Source organism: Acinetobacter sp. NIOH-H-8 (assembly GCF_046635365.1).
Classification (GTDB): domain Bacteria; phylum Pseudomonadota; class Gammaproteobacteria; order Pseudomonadales; family Moraxellaceae; genus Acinetobacter.
Genome location: NZ_JBHDVN010000008.1, coordinates 53,608 through 75,718, shown reverse-complemented (window position 1 = coordinate 75,718; position 22,111 = coordinate 53,608). Strand labels below are relative to the sequence as shown.

27 protein-coding genes and 1 other RNA gene are annotated in these 22,111 nt (G+C 42.2%); 11 read left to right on the top strand and 17 right to left on the bottom strand.

Annotated features, from left to right (window positions below):
• Positions 1-57: 57 nt before the first annotated feature.
• Positions 58-285 carry a hypothetical protein gene (locus ACEWB7_RS05595; RefSeq protein WP_312318193.1) on the top strand — a complete coding sequence of 76 codons (228 nt, stop codon included), beginning with the start codon at positions 58-60 and terminating at the stop codon, positions 283-285.
• Here the strand turns inward: ACEWB7_RS05595 and ACEWB7_RS05590 are convergent.
• From ACEWB7_RS05590 to ACEWB7_RS05575, 4 genes are all read right to left on the bottom strand, one after another.
• The gene (locus ACEWB7_RS05590) at positions 248-1,102 is read right to left on the bottom strand and encodes a DMT family transporter (RefSeq protein WP_312318224.1); all 855 of its coding nucleotides are present in this window, start codon (positions 1,100-1,102) and stop codon (positions 248-250) included. The genes ACEWB7_RS05595 and ACEWB7_RS05590 overlap by 38 nt on opposite strands.
• 85 nt (positions 1,103-1,187) lie before the next feature.
• Positions 1,188-2,225 carry a class II fructose-bisphosphate aldolase gene (fba, locus tag ACEWB7_RS05585; RefSeq protein WP_004786117.1) on the bottom strand — a complete coding sequence of 346 codons (1,038 nt, stop codon included), beginning with the start codon at positions 2,223-2,225 and terminating at the stop codon, positions 1,188-1,190.
• A 119-nt stretch (positions 2,226-2,344) separates the two neighbouring features.
• Entirely contained in the window at positions 2,345-2,623 is a 279-nt protein-coding gene (locus ACEWB7_RS05580) for a hypothetical protein (RefSeq protein WP_004786119.1), read from the bottom strand.
• Positions 2,624-2,777: 154 nt separating this feature from the next.
• Entirely contained in the window at positions 2,778-3,965 is a 1,188-nt protein-coding gene (locus tag ACEWB7_RS05575; protein ID WP_411580484.1) for a phosphoglycerate kinase, read from the bottom strand.
• A 141-nt stretch (positions 3,966-4,106) separates the two neighbouring features.
• Between ACEWB7_RS05575 and ACEWB7_RS05570 the strand changes: the two genes are divergently transcribed.
• From ACEWB7_RS05570 to ACEWB7_RS05560, 3 genes are read left to right on the top strand one after another with little or no spacing between them, the layout of a single operon-like run.
• Positions 4,107-4,490: a DUF2237 family protein gene (locus ACEWB7_RS05570; RefSeq protein ID WP_034170328.1), complete on the top strand. Its 384-nt coding sequence runs from the start codon at positions 4,107-4,109 to the stop codon at positions 4,488-4,490.
• Positions 4,490-5,083: a Maf family protein gene (locus ACEWB7_RS05565; protein ID WP_214001307.1), complete on the top strand. Its 594-nt coding sequence runs from the start codon at positions 4,490-4,492 to the stop codon at positions 5,081-5,083. Before ACEWB7_RS05570 ends, ACEWB7_RS05565 begins: the two co-directional genes overlap by 1 nt.
• A gap of 24 nt (positions 5,084-5,107) precedes the next feature.
• On the top strand, positions 5,108-6,277 hold the full coding sequence (locus ACEWB7_RS05560; RefSeq protein WP_312318185.1) for a cupin domain-containing protein: 1,170 nt from the start codon (positions 5,108-5,110) through the stop codon (positions 6,275-6,277).
• A gap of 85 nt (positions 6,278-6,362) precedes the next feature.
• On the opposite strand, the gene ACEWB7_RS05555 is transcribed toward ACEWB7_RS05560, so the two are convergent.
• A complete protein-coding gene (locus ACEWB7_RS05555; RefSeq protein WP_312318183.1) occupies positions 6,363-8,225 on the bottom strand; it encodes an ATP-binding protein in 1,863 nt (620 codons plus the stop codon).
• Between the two features lie 59 nt (positions 8,226-8,284).
• Positions 8,285-8,968 (bottom strand): response regulator transcription factor, encoded by a 684-nt coding sequence (locus ACEWB7_RS05550; RefSeq protein WP_312318181.1) that lies wholly within the window; start codon positions 8,966-8,968, stop codon positions 8,285-8,287.
• Positions 8,969-9,089: 121 nt separating this feature from the next.
• Here ACEWB7_RS05550 and ACEWB7_RS05545 point away from each other — a divergent pair, with 121 nt between their 5' ends.
• Positions 9,090-9,836 (top strand): IS5-like element ISAba31 family transposase, encoded by a 747-nt coding sequence (locus ACEWB7_RS05545; RefSeq protein WP_411580483.1) that lies wholly within the window; start codon positions 9,090-9,092, stop codon positions 9,834-9,836.
• Between the two features lie 214 nt (positions 9,837-10,050).
• On the opposite strand, the gene ACEWB7_RS05540 is transcribed toward ACEWB7_RS05545, so the two are convergent.
• From ACEWB7_RS05540 to ACEWB7_RS05530, 3 genes are all read right to left on the bottom strand, one after another.
• Positions 10,051-10,848: a glutathione S-transferase N-terminal domain-containing protein gene (locus tag ACEWB7_RS05540; protein ID WP_312317057.1), complete on the bottom strand. Its 798-nt coding sequence runs from the start codon at positions 10,846-10,848 to the stop codon at positions 10,051-10,053.
• A gap of 101 nt (positions 10,849-10,949) precedes the next feature.
• A complete protein-coding gene (gene rraA / locus ACEWB7_RS05535) occupies positions 10,950-11,459 on the bottom strand; it encodes a ribonuclease E activity regulator RraA (RefSeq protein ID WP_104426194.1) in 510 nt (169 codons plus the stop codon).
• Between the two features lie 12 nt (positions 11,460-11,471).
• On the bottom strand, positions 11,472-12,137 hold the full coding sequence (locus ACEWB7_RS05530) for an NAD-dependent epimerase/dehydratase family protein (RefSeq protein ID WP_034702612.1): 666 nt from the start codon (positions 12,135-12,137) through the stop codon (positions 11,472-11,474).
• Positions 12,138-12,350: 213 nt separating this feature from the next.
• Here ACEWB7_RS05530 and rpsT point away from each other — a divergent pair, with 213 nt between their 5' ends.
• A complete protein-coding gene (gene rpsT, locus ACEWB7_RS05525; RefSeq protein WP_004786139.1) occupies positions 12,351-12,620 on the top strand; it encodes a 30S ribosomal protein S20 in 270 nt (89 codons plus the stop codon).
• A gap of 140 nt (positions 12,621-12,760) precedes the next feature.
• Here rpsT and ACEWB7_RS05520 read toward each other — a convergent pair whose 3' ends face one another.
• The 3 genes from ACEWB7_RS05520 to ACEWB7_RS05510 form a co-directional block, all read right to left on the bottom strand.
• The gene (locus tag ACEWB7_RS05520) at positions 12,761-12,883 is read right to left on the bottom strand and encodes a hypothetical protein (protein WP_004786141.1); all 123 of its coding nucleotides are present in this window, start codon (positions 12,881-12,883) and stop codon (positions 12,761-12,763) included.
• Positions 12,884-13,004: 121 nt separating this feature from the next.
• On the bottom strand, positions 13,005-13,754 hold the full coding sequence (locus ACEWB7_RS05515) for a histidine phosphatase family protein (RefSeq protein ID WP_312317054.1): 750 nt from the start codon (positions 13,752-13,754) through the stop codon (positions 13,005-13,007).
• Positions 13,755-13,814: 60 nt separating this feature from the next.
• Entirely contained in the window at positions 13,815-14,666 is an 852-nt protein-coding gene (locus ACEWB7_RS05510) for a 3'(2'),5'-bisphosphate nucleotidase CysQ (RefSeq protein WP_411580482.1), read from the bottom strand.
• A 12-nt stretch (positions 14,667-14,678) separates the two neighbouring features.
• Between ACEWB7_RS05510 and ACEWB7_RS05505 the strand changes: the two genes are divergently transcribed.
• From ACEWB7_RS05505 to ACEWB7_RS05490, 4 genes are all read left to right on the top strand, one after another.
• On the top strand, positions 14,679-15,365 hold the full coding sequence (locus ACEWB7_RS05505; protein WP_004786146.1) for an HAD hydrolase-like protein: 687 nt from the start codon (positions 14,679-14,681) through the stop codon (positions 15,363-15,365).
• Positions 15,358-15,798 (top strand): RNA-binding S4 domain-containing protein, encoded by a 441-nt coding sequence (locus ACEWB7_RS05500; protein WP_004786147.1) that lies wholly within the window; start codon positions 15,358-15,360, stop codon positions 15,796-15,798. The genes ACEWB7_RS05505 and ACEWB7_RS05500 overlap by 8 nt, the downstream gene beginning before the upstream one ends.
• 145 nt (positions 15,799-15,943) lie before the next feature.
• On the top strand, positions 15,944-16,987 hold the full coding sequence (gene recA, locus ACEWB7_RS05495) for a recombinase RecA (RefSeq protein ID WP_004786150.1): 1,044 nt from the start codon (positions 15,944-15,946) through the stop codon (positions 16,985-16,987).
• Between the two features lie 75 nt (positions 16,988-17,062).
• Entirely contained in the window at positions 17,063-17,677 is a 615-nt protein-coding gene (locus ACEWB7_RS05490) for a regulatory protein RecX (protein WP_312317050.1), read from the top strand.
• Between the two features lie 305 nt (positions 17,678-17,982).
• Here the strand turns inward: ACEWB7_RS05490 and ffs are convergent.
• Positions 17,983-18,079: signal recognition particle sRNA small type (gene ffs / locus ACEWB7_RS05485), an RNA gene on the bottom strand.
• 295 nt (positions 18,080-18,374) lie between these two features.
• Here ffs and ACEWB7_RS05480 point away from each other — a divergent pair.
• Positions 18,375-19,178 (top strand): YbgF trimerization domain-containing protein, encoded by an 804-nt coding sequence (locus tag ACEWB7_RS05480; protein ID WP_125278335.1) that lies wholly within the window; start codon positions 18,375-18,377, stop codon positions 19,176-19,178.
• Between the two features lie 68 nt (positions 19,179-19,246).
• Here the strand turns inward: ACEWB7_RS05480 and lpxA are convergent, their stop codons facing one another.
• The 4 genes from lpxA to ACEWB7_RS05460 are packed head-to-tail and all read right to left on the bottom strand — an operon-like array spanning position 19,247 to position 22,088.
• Positions 19,247-20,035 carry an acyl-ACP--UDP-N-acetylglucosamine O-acyltransferase gene (gene lpxA, locus ACEWB7_RS05475; protein ID WP_004786156.1) on the bottom strand — a complete coding sequence of 263 codons (789 nt, stop codon included), beginning with the start codon at positions 20,033-20,035 and terminating at the stop codon, positions 19,247-19,249.
• Positions 20,032-20,517: a 3-hydroxyacyl-ACP dehydratase FabZ gene (gene fabZ / locus ACEWB7_RS05470; RefSeq protein WP_171064833.1), complete on the bottom strand. Its 486-nt coding sequence runs from the start codon at positions 20,515-20,517 to the stop codon at positions 20,032-20,034. Before fabZ ends, lpxA begins: the two co-directional genes overlap by 4 nt.
• 5 nt (positions 20,518-20,522) lie before the next feature.
• The gene (gene lpxD, locus ACEWB7_RS05465; RefSeq protein WP_125278336.1) at positions 20,523-21,593 is read right to left on the bottom strand and encodes a UDP-3-O-(3-hydroxymyristoyl)glucosamine N-acyltransferase; all 1,071 of its coding nucleotides are present in this window, start codon (positions 21,591-21,593) and stop codon (positions 20,523-20,525) included.
• Positions 21,594-21,596: 3 nt separating this feature from the next.
• Complete coding sequence (locus ACEWB7_RS05460) at positions 21,597-22,088, bottom strand: OmpH family outer membrane protein (protein WP_034702657.1); 492 nt, start codon at positions 22,086-22,088, stop codon at positions 21,597-21,599.
• Positions 22,089-22,111: the final 23 nt, after the last annotated feature.

Sequence of the window (22,111 nt, the reverse complement as noted above, 5' to 3'; positions counted from 1 at the left end):
GCCTAATTTTTGCTTTATTCTCCAAACATCCAACTAGAATAACAATTAGAGGTACCCATGTCTGTTTTACCATCCAACTCTTTAAAATTCGAATGCAAACACTGCGATAAGATCTATTTACATCACTATGCTAATGCCCAGCATCGTTATCCGCATTGTCCAGACTGCAAACAGGCAGGCTTATTGCTTGGACGGGCTGAAAAAGAAGACCTGTTACGTTATCCGCTTGAATTTGCATCTTCCTATGTTAAACAGACATTGCATATGCTAGGCAGACAACACTAATCACGCCTAGAATCAGCCCGATCATACTTGCAGGTTTGAGTCGTTCTTTAAAGATGAGCAAACCTGCAATCACACCAAAAATCACCACCAGAATATTCATGCCCGCGAATACAATCGCTGGCGTATCTTTGAGCATCATGTGTGCTTTGACGTAAAAAGCGATATTGGCAAAGTTCAGCGCACCCAATAACAGACCGAAACCAATATCCTTGCCAGAACCCAGATGACGATATTGCAGCAGCAGATAGATCATCGACAGAATCATGGCGCAGATAAACATCAAGTTCAGTGCCACAGCAAATTGTAGACCAAGGCTGGTGGTATATTTCAACAAGACATCAATCAGTGCATAACCAAACCACACCAGACCCAGAAAAAACATTCCCTGCCTGGAGCTTTCTGATGCCTGACGGTGTGAGAATAGAATGCACAGTACGGAACTTATGCCTAAGACAATACCCAGCATCTTGAGCTGGTTAAATTGTTCCTGAAAAATGAAATAAGCAGCGGCCAGTGATAGTACAACCGATAATCGCTGGGCAATTTCAGTTTTTAAGATCCCTGCTGTTTGTAATGACTTGGCCAGAAACAGGAAAACACTCGGTAATAAAACACCGAGGGCCAGAATCAGTAGCCATGGAGTCTGACTTATGGAAATATGCTGGATGTCTGGCTTGAACCAGAAAAAACACAATACGCTAGCTGTGACATAATTCCAGCTGATCATGTGGATTGGACTCAAACCTCTATTTTTAGCAATTTTTAAGAGTATTGAGACTGCAACACTACATAATGCTGCAATAAAAATCAGTTCCATATGCTGCTCTTGTTCTTCATCTTTATTTATATATAAAAAAGCCCACATTCGCTGTGGGCTCTTTTTATAAATTATTCACAAGGAATTATTTATAACGCTCAACCATTTTCTCTAAAGAGATTGGACGAATCTTGTCTGCATTACCTGCAGTACCAAATGCTTCGTAACGGTCGATACAGATTTGCTTCATTGCATCTACAGTTGCGCTGAAGAATTTACGTGGATCGAATTCACTTGGTTTTTCAGCCATCATACGGCGCATTGCACCAGTTGATGCCAGACGCAAGTCAGTATCAATGTTGATTTTACGAACACCATGCTTGATCGCTTCAACCAGTTGCTCAACAGGAACACCATAAGTTTCTTTGATGTCACCGCCATACTGGTTAATCACAGCCAGCCATTCTTGTGGCACAGAGCTAGAACCATGCATTACAAGGTGAGTATTTGGCAGTGCCTCGTGAATTTCTTTAATGCGGTCAATTGCAAGAATATCGCCTGTAGGTGGACGAGTAAACTTGTATGCACCGTGAGAAGTACCCACTGCAATGGCTAATGCGTCAACATTGGTATCTGCAACGAATTGACGAGCTTCTTCAACTGAGGTTAGCAGTTGAGAATGGTCAAGTACGCCTTCCGCGCCTACACCATCTTCTTCGCCTGCCATACCTGTTTCAAGGCTACCCAAACAACCAATTTCACCTTCAACAGAAACGCCACACGCATGCGCCATTTGTACCGTACGGCGAGTGACATCGACGTTGTATTCATATGAAGTTGGTGTTTTACCGTCTTCACCCAAAGAACCATCCATCATCACTGATGAGAAGCCTAACTGGATAGAACGTTGACATACGTCAGGGCTGGTACCGTGGTCTTGATGCATTACCACTGGAATGTGTGGCCATTCTTCGATTGCTGCCAAAATCAGATGACGCAAGAACGGTGCACCTGCGTACTTACGTGCACCCGCAGATGCCTGTACGATTACAGGTGAATTTGTTTGGTCTGCTGCCAACATAATGGCACGCATTTGTTCTAAGTTGTTTACGTTAAATGCTGGTACGCCATAAGCATGTTCGCCGGCGTGATCCAAGAGCTGGCGCAATGAAATAAGAGCCATAATATCCTCCCAGTGAATGCCACATATTCTACATGCACAAAGGTTTCAATTCAGCAACAAATAACACTATTTAAAAAAAATCCCTGCATTTGCAGGGATTTTTTCTCACATTGACCTAATTAAGGTGCCACAGCTTCCGAAGTTGCTGCGACTGAATCGTCTGCAGTCGCTGCATCTGCCGGAGCATTCGCAATTTCAGCAGGAATGTCGGTATTTTTTTCATCTAGAACCGGCTGATCAATTGCATCAATCGCTGCTTGCTGTTCTGGCGTTACAGTCTCATCTGCAACGGCTGCCGAAGCTTCTGCTTCAGCTGCTGGGGCATTTTCCTGTTTCGCACATGCAGTCAGTGCCAATGATGCTGCCAATAATGCCGCTAAAGTTAACTGTTTTTTCATCACGTAATCTCGTCATTTGGTGATTTAATGTCTGCATCTTATGACAGATTTATTGCATTTTAATGACGGAGCCATGAATGGTAAGTTTCTGCTGTCAAAAAAATGACATAAAAAAGCTGGCACTTGGCCAGCTTTTTTAGGCTAAAACATGCAATTAAGCGCGTTCTAGGAGTACCGCAACTGCAGGAAGGGTTTTGCCTTCGACAAATTCAAGGAATGCACCGCCACCTGTAGAGATATAGCCAATTTTGTCAGCAACGTCGTATTTATCAATCGCAGCAAGCGTGTCACCACCACCTGCAATCGAGAAACCTTCCGATTCAGCAATCGCTAACGATAGAGTTTTCGTGCCTTCACCGAATTGATCGACTTCAAATACGCCCACTGGACCATTCCAAAGAATCGTTTTAGACGTTTTCAAAATTTCAGCAAATGCTTTTGCAGTTTCTGGACCTACATCAAGGATCATATCGTTGTCAGCAACATCTTCAACTTTTTTCACAACCGCTTTAGCAGCAGCCAATGAACCTAGGAAGTCATCAAAGTTGATTTCAGATGCATCAGCAACCACAACGTCCGTTGGAAGCGGAACAGAAACTTTTGCTGCAATTGCTTTAGCTGTGTCGATCAAATCACTTTCACACAGTGATTTACCTACATTGTAGCCAGCAGCTGCAAGGAAAGTATTCGCGATACCACCACCTACGATCAATTGATCACAGATATCAGAAAGTGAAGTCAATACGTCTAATTTAGTTGAAACCTTGGAACCCGCAACGATCGCAACCATTGGTTTTTCAGGTGTTTTCAATGCACGACCTAATGCATCCAGTTCAGCCGCCAATAAAGGACCTGCTGCTGCTACTTTAGCTAAACGAGCGACACCTTCAGTTGATGCTTCTGCACGGTGTGCAGTACCGAACGCATCCATCACGAATACGTCACAAAGGGCTGCATATTTTGCTGCAAGTTCAGGATTATTTTTCTTTTCACCTATGTTGAAACGGCAATTTTCCAGTAAAACTACTTGACCCGGCTGAACTTCAACACCATTTAGATAGTCTGTGAAAAGTTTTACTTCCTGACCCAATGCTTCAGTCAGATAAGCTGCTACAGGTGCAAGAGACTGTTCAGCCTTCGGCTCACTTTCAACTGGACGACCAAGGTGAGAATACACCATGACAGCCGCGCCCTTTTCTACTGCAGCTTTAATTGTTGGTAATGCAGCACGTAGACGCGCATCGCTAGTGATTACACCATTTTTAACCGGTACATTTAAATCTTCACGGATCAGAACACGTTTACCCGTCAGGTCAAGGTCAGTCATACGCTGAAAGTTCATTGTAGAGCTCTCTTTATAGATATTAAAAACGAGGCGATTTTAAATGATTATGCAGAAAAAGGTTAGCATCTTTTGCAGAAAACATTATGAATGCCAAAGTTTTGTTATGATAGAAAAAAGCTTCTTCCAGATTCAGTACCTATGTCGATACATCCTGATCCTAATCTTAACCGTCTCAATGTTCTGGGCGAGCCTTTGGCAAGCTGTTGTTTTGATCCCATTACTGGGTATTTCCGTAATGGCTTTTGCCATACCGCACCTACCGATCTGGGACAGCACACTGTCTGTGCACAGATGACGTCTGAATTTCTGAATTTTTCCCAGAAAGTGGGCAATGACCTGATTACACCGTTACCAGAACTGGGATTTCCTGGACTGCAACCTGGTGATTTCTGGTGTATCTGCGTCACACGCTGGGTAGAAGCTTATGAAGCTGGACAAGCACCACCGATCAAGCTGCAAGCCTGTCACAAAGCTGTCCTTGCTTATGTTCCTCTCCATATTTTAGAAGAATACGCTGTCTAATGAATACCGCAAAAATCATCTTGGCTTCTTCAAGCCAGACCCGTAAAGAACTGATGAACCGTCTACGTCTTGATTACGTATCGGTCGTCCCGGACATAGATGAATCACCCCAAGGTGAAAATCATGCGGATGAATTAGCTAAACGCCTAGCTTTTGAAAAAGCTCGTCATGTCGCTGAGCTACATCCTGATGCGATTGTAATTGGTTCTGATCAGGTAGCCTGGCGTGAAGGCGCACCAGATATCTTTATGGGTAAGCCTTTAACAATAGAAAAGGCCATTCGCCAGCTGCAGGCCAATTCGGACAAGATTGTGTATTTCAGTACGGCGCTCAGCGTTCAGCAGAAATCAACCGGTTTTGAACGTACGCTGGTGGAACACTATAAAGTCAAATTCCGTAAATTATCTCAAGCAGAAATTGAGCGTTATGTAGAGATCGAACAGCCCCTGCATTGTGCCGGTAGTTTTAAATGTGAAAGCCTAGGTATTAGCCTGTTTGAAACCATGATTGGGCAGGATCAAACTACCCTGATGGGTATGCCGATGATTCAGCTATGCAATATTCTGCGTGAGCTAAAGATTTTAGTTCCTTAATCTCCTTTATTTTAGGCTTTATTTATGTCCCTATCTCTAGACGTTTTAGGCGGTATTACCGCTGAACAATTCCTTGCCGAATACTGGCAGAAAAAACCGCTGCTGGTACGTAATGCCATGCCTGAAATCGCAGGCCTGCTAGAACCTGATGATGTGATGGAGCTGGCACTTGAAGAAAATGTCACTGCACGTCTGATCAAGCAGAAAGATCGTGATCCAAATCAGTGGTCGGTAAAGACATCTCCTTTATTAAAAGCTGATTTCCAGAAGATGCCTAAGCTCTGGACTTTACTGGTTCAGGCTGTGGATCACTATTCTTTCGATCTGTCTGAACTCTGGAAAAAATTTGCCTTTATCCCTCAATGGCGTCGTGATGACATCATGGTGTCTTATGCGCCTCAAGGCGGTTCAGTCGGTCAACATTTCGACTTTTATGATGTTTTTCTGGTTCAAGGCTATGGTCATCGCCGCTGGCAACTGGGGCAAATGTGTGATGCCGAGACCGAACTTGTACCGGGACAGCCATTAAAATTATTGCCAGAAATGGATGTGCATTTTGATGAAGTTCTTGCACCCGGTGATTTGCTGTATGTTCCACCCGGTCTGTCTCATTACGGCGTAGCAGAAGATGACTGTCTGACTTTCTCTTTTGGTTTCCGTATGCCAAATGTCAGTGACATGATGGACCGTGTAGGCGATAAATTTTCGGAAAATGAAGTCTTACGCAATCCATTGACTGACATTATTCGTGATCAAATTAGTGCTGCGGGTGAAGTCACAGGCAATGAACTTGAATATCTGAAAGGCAAAATTATGGAGCAGTTGCATAACTCCAATGTGCTTGAAGACGCCATCATGAGCCTGATGTCAGAACCAAAATATGAAGAGAATATCCCAGAAGCCGAAGAAATTGGTACAGGCGATCTGGAAGAAGCACTTGATCAAGGCTATAGCCTGATGCTCGAACCCGCTTCACGCCTGCTCTATACAAAAGAAGACGGTGAAACCTTGTTCTGGGCCAATGGTGAAGGAATCTGTATTTCTGAAGCATTTACCGCAAAACTGAAGCAGATTGCTGATGGTGAGCGTGTCTTACTGGATGAAGATTTCGCTGACGAAGATATGCTGGAGGATGTTGCTGAGCTATTGAATGATTCTGTACTGATGCTAGTGCCACCGGCTGAAGAAGAGTAAGTTTTTATATCTTGGTCATTTAAATCTATAAAAAAAGGAGGATCATATGGTCCTCCTTTTTTATGTCTGGATAATTTTGAGATGATTAAGGCTGATAGAGTTCCATCACCACGTGTACGCAGGTATTACCTTTCGCAGACTGAATATCCAGCATTCCACCCATACGTTCAATGCGCATTTTCATACTACGCATACCAATACTCATGCCGTTTTTCTGCACCATCTCTGGATTAAAACCAACCCCATTGTCCTGAATTTTTAAAGTCAATTGATGTGGTTGTGTATATTCCATACTCACACTCACTTTTGTGGCCTGACTATGCTTGATAATATTGGTCAAGCTTTCTTCTACCACACGAATCAGGGTCAGACATTGCAAAGCCGTAGGTTCACGCTGCCAGACTTTAGGAAATGACCATTCTACGGCAATATCCATTTCTTCCAACAACTGGGTAAAGCGGTACCGTACTGGCGCAATCCAGATCACTGGCGTTTCAGGCACTTTATTGTCAATAGAAGAACCGCTATCGATGATTTGACGCAGGTCATCCCTAAGCAGCTTCAGCATAGATAAAAACTGTCGATTGGAAATGTTTTCGGTGCTTTGATCCACCAGAATCATGGAACGTACAATCGAACCACCCAGTCCATCATGCAGTTCATGTGAAAGATTAATCCGTTCCTGCAAACGCACATTATCCAGTTCCAGTTTATGCTGATCACTCAGGCTTTTATTTAGATCTGCACTGACTTGCCGTACTTTGGATTCCAGCTGCGTATTAAATTTTTCGATTTTTTTAATATTACGATTCAGTCGTGTCCCCATAATTAGCACGACAAACAGGATAATAATCGGTGATGTATAAGGTGATAAAGGTGAGAATTCACTAACCGCCGTTTGACCCAGAATGATCAGATCTATAATGACACACAGCAAAATTCCCCACAGACAAAGCATCAGAAACAGATATTCGCCATTTCGAGTTTTAATTGCCCAGTAGCTAACATAGATGACACAACTAATATAAAGCAGCACATAGCAGACAAAAGCAACACTGAGCACTGCTTCTAAATGATCTAAAGAACTGGCTATGATGAATAGACTGAATAAAGCAGTCACCCCGATAAGTCCCCGCTCCAAACGCTGAAATTTCTGCTTCAAGAACCGAATTAGATACAGACAAAAACAGTGCATATAGAGGATAAAGAAAATCAGATTGGCTTTACCGGCCCATATACTGGAGGGAAAAGGAAAATTCTCTGTGGTTAATACATTAGAGATAAACAGAATCCACAATAATGAACTCAACGCCAGCCAGCCAAAAGTGGTTTCTGAACGTCGGAATAGCCAGATAATCAGGCTAATGACTCCAATCGTACCGGATAGAATCATATTGATCTGAAAGAGCGTACGGCGATCCCAGATCTTTTTTGAGTAATGCTGGTCATTGGCCATGATGTTGTGAAATTCAATTCTGCCAAGCCCTGCACCTTGGAAACTATAGCCTCGTACATAAATCAGCAGTTCATTGTCTGTCTGCTTCAAGCCCGCAATGGGCAAAATCCAGTAACGTGGTACATTCCAGCTTTTAGACAAAGGCTCTTGCAGGTTTTGATCCGACCACAGCAGATCATCATTCAGGAAAACAGCTCCAGCAGAGTTCAGATAATCAATACCAAAAACAATGGGTTCAGCGAGACGTATATTGTCCTGACAAGACCAACCCCAGCGAATTTTATACCAGGCACCCCCATTATATTTCGGCCAGTTATTTTTCCAGTTATCCGGTAATGTCACAGGTTGCCAGCCCGCATCCGGAATTTCGAGATGACTTGGGACTTGAACTTTTTGTTGCTGTTCAATGTTCACCTGACAAAGCTCGTTAATCTGAAAATTATTCTGTGCCAAGCTGATGCAAGAGAATAGGCTCAGCCAGCTCCCTATCATTAATAGAGCGAAGAGCCTTAGTCTTTGCCCAAACATCTTGCTAACAGACAGCATTCGCACTAAAGAATACCTAAATGCCGGGCGGTGCTGACTGCTTTGGTCCGCTTGCTAACAGAGAGTTTGCGGTAAATATGCTTGATATGACTTTCAACGGTATAACGTGACACGCAGAGTTCATCAGCAATTTCACGATTGCTGAGCCCCTGTGCCACCAATGAAAGAATTTCTTTTTCCCGTTGAGTCAAGCTTTCCTGTTCAGGATCAAGTACGATCTGCTCCAAAGAGGAAGATGGCTCTGAACTGGAAATCTGCTTGAGAATTTCCCGTGCAATAAAAGGATCAATGGGTGCACCGCCACGCAAAATACTACGAATTGCCAGACTTACTTCTGTATCATCGCGTTCCTTGAGTACATAACCGGTTGCCCCCGCCTTAATTGCTTTTAACAAGCTATTCTGAGTGCTCCAGGCAGATACCACTAGTATTAAGGTTTGTGAACCGAGCTCATGTATTTTTTCAATAATGGAAATGCCATTTCCATCTGGCAGTCCAAGATCAATCAGTGCTAAACAGAACGGTTCTTGTTGCAGAAGATATTCGGCTTCCCTGACATTATTGGCGAACAGCAATACCTCATCACTATATCCCAGATCCTTCAAAATATTTTTTAAACGGCACTGAATGACATATTCGTCTTCAACAATTAATACAGGTACCGGTAGTACGGCGTCTTGTGCTGTCATAAGCACACCCCTTATCGTTATTCTTATTACCCCATTGAAATTAGGGTGTGTTGACACTTTTAGCTTAAAAAAATAGCGAAGTAGTAAAATCAAATCGCCAAACCCAATTTTACTATTCGCTATGCCTCGTACCATGCTGACAGATCAACACTGGCAAAAGTTGAAAGTTATTCTGCGTAATTTATCCATTCACCACAACTCAAATTTACGCAATTTTATTGAAGCTATTCTCTATAGAATTAGGACAGGTTGTCCGTGGCGAGATATTCCTTCTTGTTTTGGTCATTCAAACTCTATTTTCAAACGTTTTAATCGTTGGTCAAGCAGCGGTAAGTTACTTAGATTATTCAAATTACTAGCCTCATGCCCCGATATGGAGTGGATTTTTATTGATGGCTCTCATGTACGTGCTCATCAACATTCTGCCGGTATAGCGAATCAATCCATTTCTAAAAGTGTAGGAGGAAACTCCTCAAAAATACATTTGATTGTTGATGCAAATGGCAATCCTGTTGATTTCATGATTACCGATGGAACCACACATGACGTCAAAGTTGCACCTGATTTAATATCAACATTAGACTTAAAAGAGAGAAAAGTGGTCTGCGCAGATAAAGGCTATGATTCAGAACCACTGCGTGAACAGATCAGAAAAACAGGGACAAAAGCGAATATACCAAAGAAAACGAATAGCCAATCAAACAATGACCATATGGACTGGTATTTATATAAAATCAGGCATTTAGTTGAAAATATGTTTTGTAGATTAAAGCAATTTAGAGGAATAGCTACTCGATATGACAAGCTCAAAAGAAATTATCAAAGTTCTGTTGCCTTAGCCTGTATATTTTTATGGCTACCGTTATAGGGTTAATTATGAACAGTAAGTGTCAACAGACCCTAAAATATAAACAAAAAAAGAAGAAAAATCATGAGTTTTTTTAACTTTATTGTGAGTAGCTCTAAGTATGAATAATTTTGAAAGCAGAGTTCTTGTTCTTGGAAAATTTAAATTTATAAACCATAAAAATGCCATCTATTTTCAGATGGCAATTTTTTATCTTCCAAATATTAGGAGCAGTTTATTTTTTGCTTTTCTTCTCAGGACCATATTGCTGCTTCAAATACCCCACAATATCTTTGGACTCAAACATTTTTGTATTGGTATTTGGGTCAACGAGATAAGGAACCTGAATATTATCTCCCATTACTTTTAAGACCTGTTCACGCTTACCACCCGGTAAAGGTTCATATTTCCCCGGTTTTAAACGCAGTTTTGCCAGACCTTGATCCTGCCAACGTTCTTTTGCCACATTATGATAGATGTAAGGGATTTCCAGTTCAGACAATACGCCACGGACAATACGGGTATATGGACTGGCTTCAAAGCCCCACAGCTCAAGAAGCTGTTCAGGCGCAGGGCTATTCTTCGACAACGGTTTAGCCATGCCACCACGTAGACCATTCACCATCGTACCTGCAATGGCAGCAACCGGCACTTTTGGATAATTTGAATATTTGGCTGGAGTCTTACCTGTCTTGCCATAATGCTTAAACAGGTGATGAATAATATCCTGAGATTCGTATAGCTTATCTCCGGTATTTTCATCTACTAAAAATGGAAACTGAAGTTTGCCACCCTGCTGTTTCACTTCAGGACGAAAGCGTTTACCGCCTCGTGGGCACGGATACACTTCATAATCGAGATTCAGTAAAGTCATGACCTCACGGACACGACGACAGAATGGCGATCCTTCATATTCATAAAGCTTGAGAGGCTTTTCAGGCTGATTCGGAAATGGTGTTCCAGTGGTACCACGTCCACCTTCCAGAAATGCGGATGCCAATGCCTGTGCTACTTTAATCTGATGGCCTAACATATCGTCTGTCCTCTTTATTATTTTCAAACCGTGAAAGCAGCAATCTAAACTGCCTGACTTCCATGGTATAGCTTGTTTTTGTATATTTTCAATAACCGGAATTAGTCCACCAGTTGTTCTTTGGACAAGATAATGCCGTTGTTATCGGCATAAACGTATTCACCTGATTTAAAGGTCACGCCACCAAAATAAAGCGGCACATCAACTTCACCAATTCCCTTGCGGTTGCTCTTTTGAGGAATAGAAGCCAAAGCATGTACACCAAGATCAAGCTCAGCAATCGCATCGACATCACGGACACAGCCGTAAATAATCACACCATTCCAGTGGTTTTTCACCGCAGATTCAGCAATCAGGTCACCCATTAATGCGCAGCGCATAGAAGCGCCACCATCTACGACCAGAACCTTGCCGGTACCATCTGTCGCTAATAACTCTTTAACGCGAGAGTTATCTTCAAAGCATTTTACGGTCACAATCTGGCCGCCAAAGCTTTTACGTGCACCATAGCTTCTAAAGAATTTGCCATCCAGGCATGGGGTGACCACCTGCAGGTTTTTATCCGGATTATCATCAAGCAGGTCACAAGTTACAAATGGTACGCTGGACACGATTTTTTACCCTCATTTCATTTTTTGTATGGCTAAATTATCATAAATTTCAAATTTCACAGTCTGATTCAGCGCTGCATATACCATAGTATGAGCCACCTGCTCTGCTGTCACTGGCTTGTATTTAAAAGAATCGGGGATGAAATGCGAAAACTTGTCAAACAGGTTCTGTGCCGCGTCTTCCAGTAAACGCTGATGATCTCGCTCACCAATCAACAAAGAGGGTCGGAACAAGCTGATACGCTCCAGAGACAAGGTCTGGATATAATCCTCTAATTCACCCTTTACCCGGTTATAGAACAGTCTGGATTTTGAATTGGCACCCATCGCACTAATCAACAGATAATGAGCATCCGTTTGCTGCACCAGTTCGGCAAAATGGGCGTTGATGGTGTAATCGGTATTATAAAAAGCTTCTTTGGAGCCGGCTTTCTTTAGCGTGGTACCCAGACAGCTAAAGGCATGGGTATGGCCACTGACATCCTGATCATTGAGCATTAAAAAGTCCTCAACGACCACCTGTTTGACCTTGTGCCATTGTTCAAATTCTGGTTGATGTTTACGCACGATGACGCTAATACGCTTACAACTTGGTTCATTTACCAGCTGTTGTACCAAAGTCTTTCCGACCAAGCCTGTAGCGCCAATCACGATAGGATATGTAATGGTTTTAGTCATTTTTTGTACGATCTCCCTGCTTAGATACTAATCTAACGTTTTCTTTATAATTTTTCTGCAACTAAAATGTTGTCAAAGCATGTCAAGACTTGACTTAAGCCCATAGTTTCCTCAAAATATGGCACTTGTTTACGGGCTGGTGATAGTTCTTCTGATGTGGTTTTCAGTTGAGTTTCAGCCCGCCCAGACCAATCTATTTCAAGGAGTGCACGAGTGGCAAACTCTGCTCAAGCAAAAAAACGTGCTCGTCAAAACGTTAAAGCACGCAAACACAACGCAAGCTTGCGTTCTATGGTTCGTACATATCTTAAACGTACAGTAGCTGCTATTGCTGCTGGCGACTATGCTGTTGCTACTGAAGCTTACAAAAAAGCTGTTCCAGTAATCGACCGTATGGCTGACAAAGGTATCATCCATAAAAATAAAGCAGCTCGTCATAAGAGCCGTTTGAACGCGCAAGTTAAAGCATTAGCTTCTAACTAATCGCAAATCAAAAGAAGCCCTTTTAGGGCTTTTTTTGTGCCTGAAATTTAATACCAATTCAACAATAAAGAATGATAAATACCAGAATTTTTTCCAATCCTAGTTATAGAAATCTTTTACTTAAATAAAAATAGAATACATTATTCATCCTTATCCATAGAATGAGGTGTTGTGGTCTGATCTTGCTGCGCATTGTCTGTATCACGCTGACAGGCAGTTAATCCCAGCATAACGACCAGACTTAAAATTGTGATTATTTTCATGATGACTCCTATGCTTCCCAAATTGGTTTAAATATCAGCATAGTGATATTTCATCGTTACTCTATTTCACTTTCATACGATAAATGTAAAAAAGCTCAACCTAAATGATTGAGCCTTTGAATTATTTATTTACCTTTAATTCGGCATTCTGAAATTGGGAAATATCCAGCTCATGCACTTTGCCCCGCCAGATCCATTTTAGTTTAGATTCCTCAAATACATCGCCCTCAAACCAGACAAACAGACCTTCCATCATTTTCGGCCAGTCTTCACGGCTGACTTCCTGATGCCCAGACATCACTGCAATCATCGCTGCCAGAATGGTGTCATGACTGACCGCCAGACTGAGTCCATACGGCGTTTTCGGATGAGTGTTATAAATCAATTCCAGTACATCCACTACACCATTAATTGGATGTTTCATTCCGGGCAAGGCATTGTTGACGAAGCTATTAATAAAGCCCAATGCCCCCTGCTTTTTGAAATATGGCCCTGCTTTTTGAATATCCAGTACAAAGCTGCCTGGCTCAACTAGCAAACCCTGTTCCACGATTTCAATCTTATGGGTATGCGGTGCTTTATCCGTTGCATCTGCCCCTTCGATCATCAATGCTGCGGTATCTACGCAGCGCTGAATCGGACTCGATATACAATGCTGAATATGCCGATCTGTCTGATTGACCAGATAAGCGCCCCATTCCTGTGCCAGATCACGTCCTTGCGGCGTCAACTGCAAATCATAACCTGCCAGCCCCTGACCAGCGACATCTTCACGCAGAGAATGCCGCGTAAACAGAGTCACAGGTGTCTTGGTATCAGGCAATAAATCTATTGCACTGAGCATACTTAGTGGAAGCAGTTTTAATGCCACAATCTTGCCAACTGATCTATCAACGGAATCTTCCTCACTATACCATGAACGGCTATGAGCTCAATCATTGTCTTGCATGTCTGCCAATGCCTGTAAAGCCAATAGTTTCATGGCCTCATTCTTATAGGCGATAAACCCGCCATTCAGTAAGGTCTTGCGTTGGTTATAGATGAATGGCCGGCCTTCGAGATCAATCAACCCTCCACCAATCCGCTCAAGCATGCATTGACCGGCACTGGTATCCCACTCAGAGGTTGGATGGAAACGAGGATAAATATCTACCCGGTCTTCAAGAATCATGCAGAATTTATAAGCACTTCCTGCCTTGAACTCGGTGTACGCGCTAAGTTTAGCCAGACTTTGTAGATACTCGACATATTTTGGTTTTTGCTGACTGCTCTGACTCAGACCGACAAAGACATCCTGATGATCGGTAGCTGCTTCATAGCCAAACCATGCCTGATTCTGAATATCGCATTTAATAGGTAAGCCTTCTTCAGGACAGAAATAAATTAGCTGCTGTGCAGGAATCGCCAGAATCGCAAAAGTTGTCAGACTACCTCTGACCAGACTCAGGTTAATCGTGAATTCTGGACGCTGGTGCAGAAACTCTTTGGTGCCATCCAGAGGGTCAAGCAACCAGAAGTCTGTCCAGGCATGACGCTGATCCTGCTGCCCCTCTTCTGACAATAAAGGTAATTCTGAAATTTCCGCCAAAGCCTGGGTCAAATAACTATTCACCCGATAGTCTGCCTGGGTCACAGGAGAATCATCACTTTTCTTGACAATATCAAACGCAGCACCCGAACAATAACGCTGATATTCTTCTCGCAAAATTTCACAGGCCTGTGTCAAAATGGGTACAAACTGCAAAATCATCGGATCTTGTGGTGCTATTGTCGCTTTAAACATAGAAAACCTTATATGTCGAATTGCTCAGAAAAACCGCCTGTCATTTTTGATATGGACGGAACTTTACTTGATCTTGCCTACGATGATTTCATCTGGAACGAGTTATTACCGGTCCGCTATGCTGAAACACATGGCTGTAGTCTGGAACAGAGCCGCGAAACGCTTTATGCATTCTATCAGCAACATAATCATACCCTAAACTGGTACTCTTCTCGCTTCTGGACGGCTAAAGTCGAAGTCGATGTTCTGGCCATGCAAATTGAGCATAAAGATAAAGTTAGCTTACGCCCTTATTGCCTGGAATTACTCGATTATCTTAAAAATAATGGCTATCCGATCTGGCTTGCCACCAATGCCGACTGTGCCGGCCTGGCCTTCAAACTGGATCATCTGAATCTCAAAGATTATTTCAATGTCATTGTCAGCTCGGAAAGCATTGGACATGCCAAGGAATTTGTAGAATTCTGGCAAGGTCTGAATGCTTTGCACCCCTTTGATCCTGAGCAGGTCTATTTTATTGATGATACCGAAAAAGTCCTGAATGGCGCCAAGGCTTATGGCATCCAGAACCTGTTCTGCATCCAGCAACCTTCTTCCAGTAAAGTTGCACGCCAGACTTGCAATTACCCGATGCTGCACCAATTAACAGATTTAATCACTCATTTAAATCAGTCTGAGGTAAACAAGCAATATGCGTAAATCGTCTTTACCCGAAGATGCGGTAGGCATGCGTATAGATAAATGGCTGTGGGCGGCACGTTTTTTTAAAACCCGTTCCATTGCCAAGAATGCTATTGAGGGCGGTAAAGTCCATCATAATGGTGAGCGTGTAAAAGTATCTCGCGAAGTCCGTGTGGGTATGGAGTTGACGATTCAGCAAGGTATCGACAAAAAAACCGTAGTTGTAAAAGAACTTTCTGATGTTCGTGGTCCTGCACCTGTGGCACAGAAACTGTATGAAGAAACTGAAGTCAGTATCGCTCGCCGGGAATTGATTGCATCACAAAGAAAGTTGCATAATCTAGCGCGTCCCGATCATCGGCCAAGCAAAAAAGATCGTCGAGACATCAGTCGATTCAAGAATGAAAATAGTCAGAACTTTGATCAACATTGGTCATATAATGATGATTAAATTTAAGCGTCAGCATGTGTCGTAACACTGCTGGATTTTATAGAACACAAGGGAAATTTCTGTCACTATATTCCTGTGGAACGAAGCTCTAATGTAAGACATCCACTTGAGTACTAAGTTTGTGACATCGTATTGAGGTTGTAAGATGGATGAGAATAAAAACAAGGCGCTCAACGCTGCCTTAAGCCAGATTGAAAAACAGTTTGGTAAAAACACAGTGATGCGTCTTGGTGACAATACCGTGCAAGCAGTTGAAGCTGTATCTACAGGTTCTTTAACGCTTGATATCGCACTCGGTATTGGTGGTTTACCGAAAGGCCGTATTATCGAGATTTATGGTCCTGAATCTTCAGGTAAGACCACAATGACATTGCAAGCGATTGCTGAATGTCAAAAAGCTGGCGGTACATGTGCATTCATCGATGCCGAGCACGCGCTTGATCCTCAATATGCCCGTAAACTCGGTGTAGATATTGATAACCTGCTGGTTTCTCAGCCAGACAATGGTGAACAGGCACTTGAAATCGCTGACATGCTGGTACGCTCTGGTGCGATTGACCTGATCGTAGTCGACTCTGTTGCTGCATTGACGCCTCGCGCCGAGATTGAAGGCGAAATGGGTGACTCACATATGGGTCTGCAAGCACGTTTGATGAGCCAGGCACTGCGTAAAATTACCGGTAATGCCAAGCGTTCAAACTGTATGGTGATTTTCATTAACCAGATCCGTATGAAGATTGGTGTAATGTTCGGTAGCCCAGAAACGACTACTGGTGGTAATGCACTTAAATTCTACGCTTCTGTACGTCTGGATATCCGCCGTATTGGTCAGGTAAAAGAAGGCGACGAGATTGTAGGTTCTGAAACTAAAGTCAAAGTTGTGAAAAACAAAATGGCACCTCCATTCAGAGAAGCTCTGTTCCAGATTCTGTATGGCAAAGGTGTTAACCATCTTGGTGAACTGATTGACCTTGCAGTACAGCAAGAAATCGTTCAAAAAGCGGGTGCTTGGTATTCATATCAAGGCGACAAGATTGGCCAAGGTAAGAATAATACCATCCGTTATCTTGAAGAACACAAAGAGCTGGCGGATACTATTGAAAAACTGATCCGTGAGCAACTGCTTACTACAGGCAAAGTAGTCGAAGATAAAGACGAAGAAGAACCAGCAGACTTTCTGGATGCATAATCCTTGAACGTCATAACAGAGCGCCCTACGGGGCGTTTTTGTTATTATGGAGTGGATATTTTAATCGAGATCAATATGTCAGACGCAAAATTCAGCAAACTTTTGGACTATGACGCGATTAAACAGCAGTTTGGTGATGCTGAAGATTCAGTCACTCCTGCACCTGTTGAGTCACAGGCTTTGCCAGAATTTGATCCGGAAGACAGCTTATTTGGTAACTCCGATAAAGAGCAAAAGAAACCCGGTCTAACCGGCACCCGTTTGCGTTCTTATGCCTTTGCTGTACTGACTCGCAAGGAATATTCCAAAGCTGAACTCATTGAGAAACTGGCGCTTTATGCAGAAGATCGAAATGAAGTGGTCACTTTGGTTGAAGAGCTATCTAGAGAAAACTATCAAAGTGACCAGCGTGTCGCTGAAATCATGTTGTCGAGCCAAAAGCGTAAAGGCAAAGGCCCTAATCAGATTAAAATGAAGCTGAAAAGCAAAAAGATCGATACTGCCCTGATCAGTGAAGAACTGAAAGAAACGGACTGGGTTCAACAGGCTTATGAACTGAAACTTAGAAAATATGGTCCAGAAGTGACGAAAGATCCAAAGCTTAAAGCCAAGCAGATCCGTTTTCTGATGTATCGTGGTTTTGAAATGGATGCGATCATGAAAGCGATTAGCCGCAAGGCCGAAGATTAATTCCTTTGTATTTGTGAAAAAATATGCTTAGGCTATTTTTATTTCCCTCTTTGCCATTCTACTTAAATAGTTTCTCTTATTACAATTAATCTCAAACAGCAAAAAGCTTTCAAAAGCTCAAATTAAGATAGTTTATTTTTATGATTGAATTTCAATATTCCAAACAATATAGGCATCCACGAAAGCAGCTCTGAATAGAAGATTGAAAGTAAAGTAAAGATTAAAAGGAATAGAAAACAATAGAAATTAAGATTGAAAAATAAAGAGAGAATAGATAAATTTTATAATTATAAATCTGGTGGCAACCCTACCAGCAAAGCTCCGGCACATCATAGATCTACTACCGTTGCTACCTTCCGGTCCTGGCGGGGTTCATAGAGTACAATTGCGAAGTAACCGGCAGGGCTACCATTACAGGAACAGAGTATAGAGATTTTTATTGAAGTTGCAAGGCCTGTATTTCAAATTTTCAGTATAAGCTATCCGTTTGATTATTTTAAAAACAATATATCCTAATATGCTGAATTTTTAACACTCTTCACAATTAATTCATGAATATCGAAATTCACATGATCTTTGTAAAACCTTGTTGCAATTTCTAAAAATGCCGTTTTAAATGTGAAGCTATTAACGGGTTATCTCTTTTAGAATAAATGAGCTGCGGATACATAATCTCGCCAAGAATCATGGAACTTATATGATGTTTAAGAAACAGGTATTGTGTGCCCTCACTGCACTCTGTACAACCTCTCTTTTTGCTGCGATTCCTATCGAATCACGTGGACTCAGCCAAGGTGCTCAATCAAATAATATCAGCACTCAATCTGCCATTGCTACAGGCGCAGATGCACCTCAGACCAATACCAGCTGGCAGCTTATGCAAAAAAACCAGCAGCTTGAAAATGATCTACGCAGTTTACGTGGAAAAATCGAAGAACAAGAAAATGAGATCGAGAGATTAAAGAGCGAATTAACCAACCGCTATGCCGATCTAGATCAACGTCTGGAACTATTGCAGCAAAAAATTGAACCTGCTGAAGATACTCCCGCGGAGGATAACCAACAGGATATTTCTCCCAGTGTAAGCTCTAATGCTCCAGTAGCGACCAATCAGGCATCTACAACGCAACAGCCGAGTGAGCAGGAAAAAGCGGCTTATACCATTGCACTGGATGCCTATAAAAATGGTGGTGCAGCTAAAGCCATTGCACCCATGCAGAATTTCATCAAGAATAATCCGAATAGCGTCTATATCAGCAATGCTCACTTCTGGTTAGCCGAATTTAACCTGTCGATTGACCCACCGAATTTTAATGAAGCAAAGAAGAATTATCTGATTGTGGTTGACCGCTATCCAAATTCTGCAAAAGCCTCTACTGCCCTTTATCAGCTTTATAATATTAGTAAGGATGTAGAAAAGAACACTACTCTTGCTTCGCAATATAAAGCGAAACTACTCAAGAACTATCCGAAAGCTGAAGAAGTTAAATTTTTGAAGTAAATAAAAAGTCCCATAAAAAAAGACACCACGAAGGTGTCTTTTTTTAATTCTACTTTCATTTCTTTAGCTTAGCGCACAATGCCACGCTTTGATTGTTCGAGTGAATCAATCAGACGTTGTGCTTCAGAAACTTCTGGAAGAATCTCGTTACGGATTTTCTCGATGGCTTCCTGAGTCGTTAAGCCAGATTTGTAAATCAGCTTAAAGGATTCACGTAAACCATTAATCACGTCTTTCGACCAGCCTTTACGACGCATGCCTTCAACATTCATGGCAAATGCATGGGCCGGGTTACCCGATACCATCACATAGGCAGGAACATCTTTCAGAATCAGTGAAGCACCACCAATCATGCTGTAAGAGTCAATTTTACAGAACTGGTGAATACCTGAGTTACCACCAATCACGACATAATCGCCTACGTGTACGTGACCCGCCACACCGACATTATTTGCGAAAATATTATGATCACCAACCATACAGTCATGTGCAATATGGGTATTTACCATTAACAGGTTATGACTGCCAATCTTGGTAATACCTTTGTCTTGCACCGTACCACGGTGCAGACTGCAGTGTTCACGGATCTTGTTATAATCACCAATTTCCAGCCAGGTTTCCTCACCTGCATATTTCAGATCCTGGCAGACTTCACCGACACTGGCGAACTGAAAAATTTCATTATGTTCACCAATACGTGTGAAACCACCTACCACGACATGTGAATGCAGTTTGGTACCAGCACCAATCGTGACATTTGGCCCAATAATACAGTAAGGGCCAATCTGTACATCTGCAGCAATTACTGCAGATGCGTCAATGATGGCAGTTGGATGAATTAGGGGATTATTGCTCATGCCTGCTCGACTTTCAGATGGGAAACCATAATTTCCGCGGTTGTTGCGACAATGCCATCTACTGTGGCAATGCAATTATATTTATAAATGCCACGTTTTTGCATCACTAATTCAGATTTAAGTACTAATTGGTCACCAGCAACCACTTGTTTTTTAAATCGAACCTTTTCAGCGCCAGCAAAAAGGAATAATGAACCTTCTTTTGGAGTTTCATTATTCATGACAAAACCAAGGATACCTGAGATCTGTGCTAATGCCTCTACAATCAATACGCCTGGCATGATTGGATAGTTCGGAAAATGGCCTTGCAGAAACTCTTCATTAATTGAGACGTTTTTATAACCAACAATGCCATTTTCGGTAATATCGACAACGCGATCAACCAGTAAGAATGGATAGCGATGGGGCAAATATTCACGAATCTTTTGAATATTCATTGGCAATTCAGGCTTCGTGAATGTAGGCAAATTCGACTCTGTCATCATAATTATTTACGCAACTTAAATGTTGATTCAATGGACTCAATTTGAGATTGCATATGATCCAATCGTTTCACTAACTGGGTCAATGGCACATCTGCTAATTGTCTTAAGCGAACCACTGTGCGTTTCCATTGCTGATTTGGCAACAATCCCATGCCTGAAGAATAAGTACCTTCTTCAGTAATGTTATTTGTCACCATTGACATTCCTGTCAAGGTCACATTATCGGTAATATGTAGGTGTCCTGCTACCCCACAAGCCCCCGCGAGAATACAGTTTTTGCCAATCGTGGTACTGCCAGCAATCCCGCATTTGGCTGCGATCGCAGTGTTTTCACCAATCTTGACGTTATGGGCAATTTGCACAAGATTATCAATAATGACACCTTGCTCCAGAATTGTGTCATCCAGTGCACCTCGGTCAATACTACAGTTTGAACCGATCCGGACATCATCTGCAATACAGACTGAACCCAACTGGGCAATTCGATGCCATTTACCTTGATAAGGTGCGAAACCAAAACCTTCACTACCAATCACGGTATTGGCATGGATCCGAACACGATTACCGATTTTTGTAGCACCTGTTAAAGTCACATGTGCATCAATAAAACAGTCCCGGCCAATTTCAACCTGGTCGTCAATCTGAACGTGTGACTGGATAATGGTATTTTCACCCACCACACAATTCTCACCAATGACGGCATAGTGGCCAATATAGGCACTGTCAGCAATGATGGCAGATGGATGAATTTGTGCGGTACTTTCAATTCCCTGAGTCGTATGTTTTTTCTCAAAAACGTGAGTCAGAATTGCAAAAGCCAGATAAGGATTGGCCACGACAATGAAGTTCTGCTGGGAAGTTAGCTGCTCTTTTAATTCAGCAGTCACAATTAAAGCGCCTGCCTTACTCTGAGCTGCCTGTTCCAGATATTTATCTGCATTGACGAATGCAAGGTCATGAGAGGTTGCATTTTCAAGACTTGCCAAACCTCTCAAACATAAATCTGCCTGACCTACATACTCACCTTGGACAAGACGAGCGAGGTCAGCTAACTGAAGTTTTTGATGATTCATCGATTATTTAATTGCATTAACCTTTTGAATCATTTTATCAGTTAAATCATACTTCGCGTCATAAGCAAGTACGGAATTTTTATTTAAAACCACATCTAGCTTGTTTTCTTGGCGCAATTGTTCAGCAGCACGCTTCAGATTTCCTTCAAAAGCCTTATTTACACTTTGCATGCGCGTTTGCACGGTTGCCTGTACCTGTTGCTGCACCCCTGCCAGTTGAGTCGCTTTGCCTTCAAATTCTTTGGCCATTTTTTCACGTTCTGCTGGTGTTTTTGCAGCCTGACCTTTTTGCTTGATTGCAGCAAGGTCTTTTTGAAACTGTGCAATCTGTGCGGTTTGCGGCTTGATTTCATTTTCCAGAGTAGCATTTTGCTGCTTTAAATAGGTACTGTTTTGTACTACTTTTTCCAGATCAACGATTCCGTAATCATCGGCATGTGACAATGAAGTTAAACCCGCTAAAGCAATACCCATTGCCATCATCATTTTTTTCATGTTTTTACCCATTCAAAAAATTT

Coding starts and splice junctions, on each gene's coding strand:
- ACEWB7_RS05595 (WP_312318193.1), top strand. CDS start 58: ATGTCTGTTTTACCATCCAACTCTTTAAAATTCGAATGCAAACACTGC.
- ACEWB7_RS05590 (WP_312318224.1), bottom strand. CDS start 1,102: ATGGAACTGATTTTTATTGCAGCATTATGTAGTGTTGCAGTCTCAATA.
- fba (WP_004786117.1), bottom strand. CDS start 2,225: ATGGCTCTTATTTCATTGCGCCAGCTCTTGGATCACGCCGGCGAACAT.
- ACEWB7_RS05580 (WP_004786119.1), bottom strand. CDS start 2,623: ATGAAAAAACAGTTAACTTTAGCGGCATTATTGGCAGCATCATTGGCA.
- ACEWB7_RS05575 (WP_411580484.1), bottom strand. CDS start 3,965: ATGAACTTTCAGCGTATGACTGACCTTGACCTGACGGGTAAACGTGTT.
- ACEWB7_RS05570 (WP_034170328.1), top strand. CDS start 4,107: ATGTCGATACATCCTGATCCTAATCTTAACCGTCTCAATGTTCTGGGC.
- ACEWB7_RS05565 (WP_214001307.1), top strand. CDS start 4,490: ATGAATACCGCAAAAATCATCTTGGCTTCTTCAAGCCAGACCCGTAAA.
- ACEWB7_RS05560 (WP_312318185.1), top strand. CDS start 5,108: ATGTCCCTATCTCTAGACGTTTTAGGCGGTATTACCGCTGAACAATTC.
- ACEWB7_RS05555 (WP_312318183.1), bottom strand. CDS start 8,225: ATGATAGGGAGCTGGCTGAGCCTATTCTCTTGCATCAGCTTGGCACAG.
- ACEWB7_RS05550 (WP_312318181.1), bottom strand. CDS start 8,968: ATGACAGCACAAGACGCCGTACTACCGGTACCTGTATTAATTGTTGAA.
- ACEWB7_RS05545 (WP_411580483.1), top strand. CDS start 9,090: ATGCCTCGTACCATGCTGACAGATCAACACTGGCAAAAGTTGAAAGTT.
- ACEWB7_RS05540 (WP_312317057.1), bottom strand. CDS start 10,848: ATGTTAGGCCATCAGATTAAAGTAGCACAGGCATTGGCATCCGCATTT.
- ACEWB7_RS05530 (WP_034702612.1), bottom strand. CDS start 12,137: ATGACTAAAACCATTACATATCCTATCGTGATTGGCGCTACAGGCTTG.
- ACEWB7_RS05520 (WP_004786141.1), bottom strand. CDS start 12,883: ATGAAAATAATCACAATTTTAAGTCTGGTCGTTATGCTGGGATTAACT.
- ACEWB7_RS05510 (WP_411580482.1), bottom strand. CDS start 14,666: ATGTTTAAAGCGACAATAGCACCACAAGATCCGATGATTTTGCAGTTT.
- ACEWB7_RS05505 (WP_004786146.1), top strand. CDS start 14,679: ATGTCGAATTGCTCAGAAAAACCGCCTGTCATTTTTGATATGGACGGA.
- ACEWB7_RS05500 (WP_004786147.1), top strand. CDS start 15,358: ATGCGTAAATCGTCTTTACCCGAAGATGCGGTAGGCATGCGTATAGAT.
- recA (WP_004786150.1), top strand. CDS start 15,944: ATGGATGAGAATAAAAACAAGGCGCTCAACGCTGCCTTAAGCCAGATT.
- ACEWB7_RS05490 (WP_312317050.1), top strand. CDS start 17,063: ATGTCAGACGCAAAATTCAGCAAACTTTTGGACTATGACGCGATTAAA.
- ACEWB7_RS05480 (WP_125278335.1), top strand. CDS start 18,375: ATGATGTTTAAGAAACAGGTATTGTGTGCCCTCACTGCACTCTGTACA.
- lpxA (WP_004786156.1), bottom strand. CDS start 20,035: ATGAGCAATAATCCCCTAATTCATCCAACTGCCATCATTGACGCATCT.
- fabZ (WP_171064833.1), bottom strand. CDS start 20,517: ATGACAGAGTCGAATTTGCCTACATTCACGAAGCCTGAATTGCCAATG.
- lpxD (WP_125278336.1), bottom strand. CDS start 21,593: ATGAATCATCAAAAACTTCAGTTAGCTGACCTCGCTCGTCTTGTCCAA.
- ACEWB7_RS05460 (WP_034702657.1), bottom strand. CDS start 22,088: ATGAAAAAAATGATGATGGCAATGGGTATTGCTTTAGCGGGTTTAACT.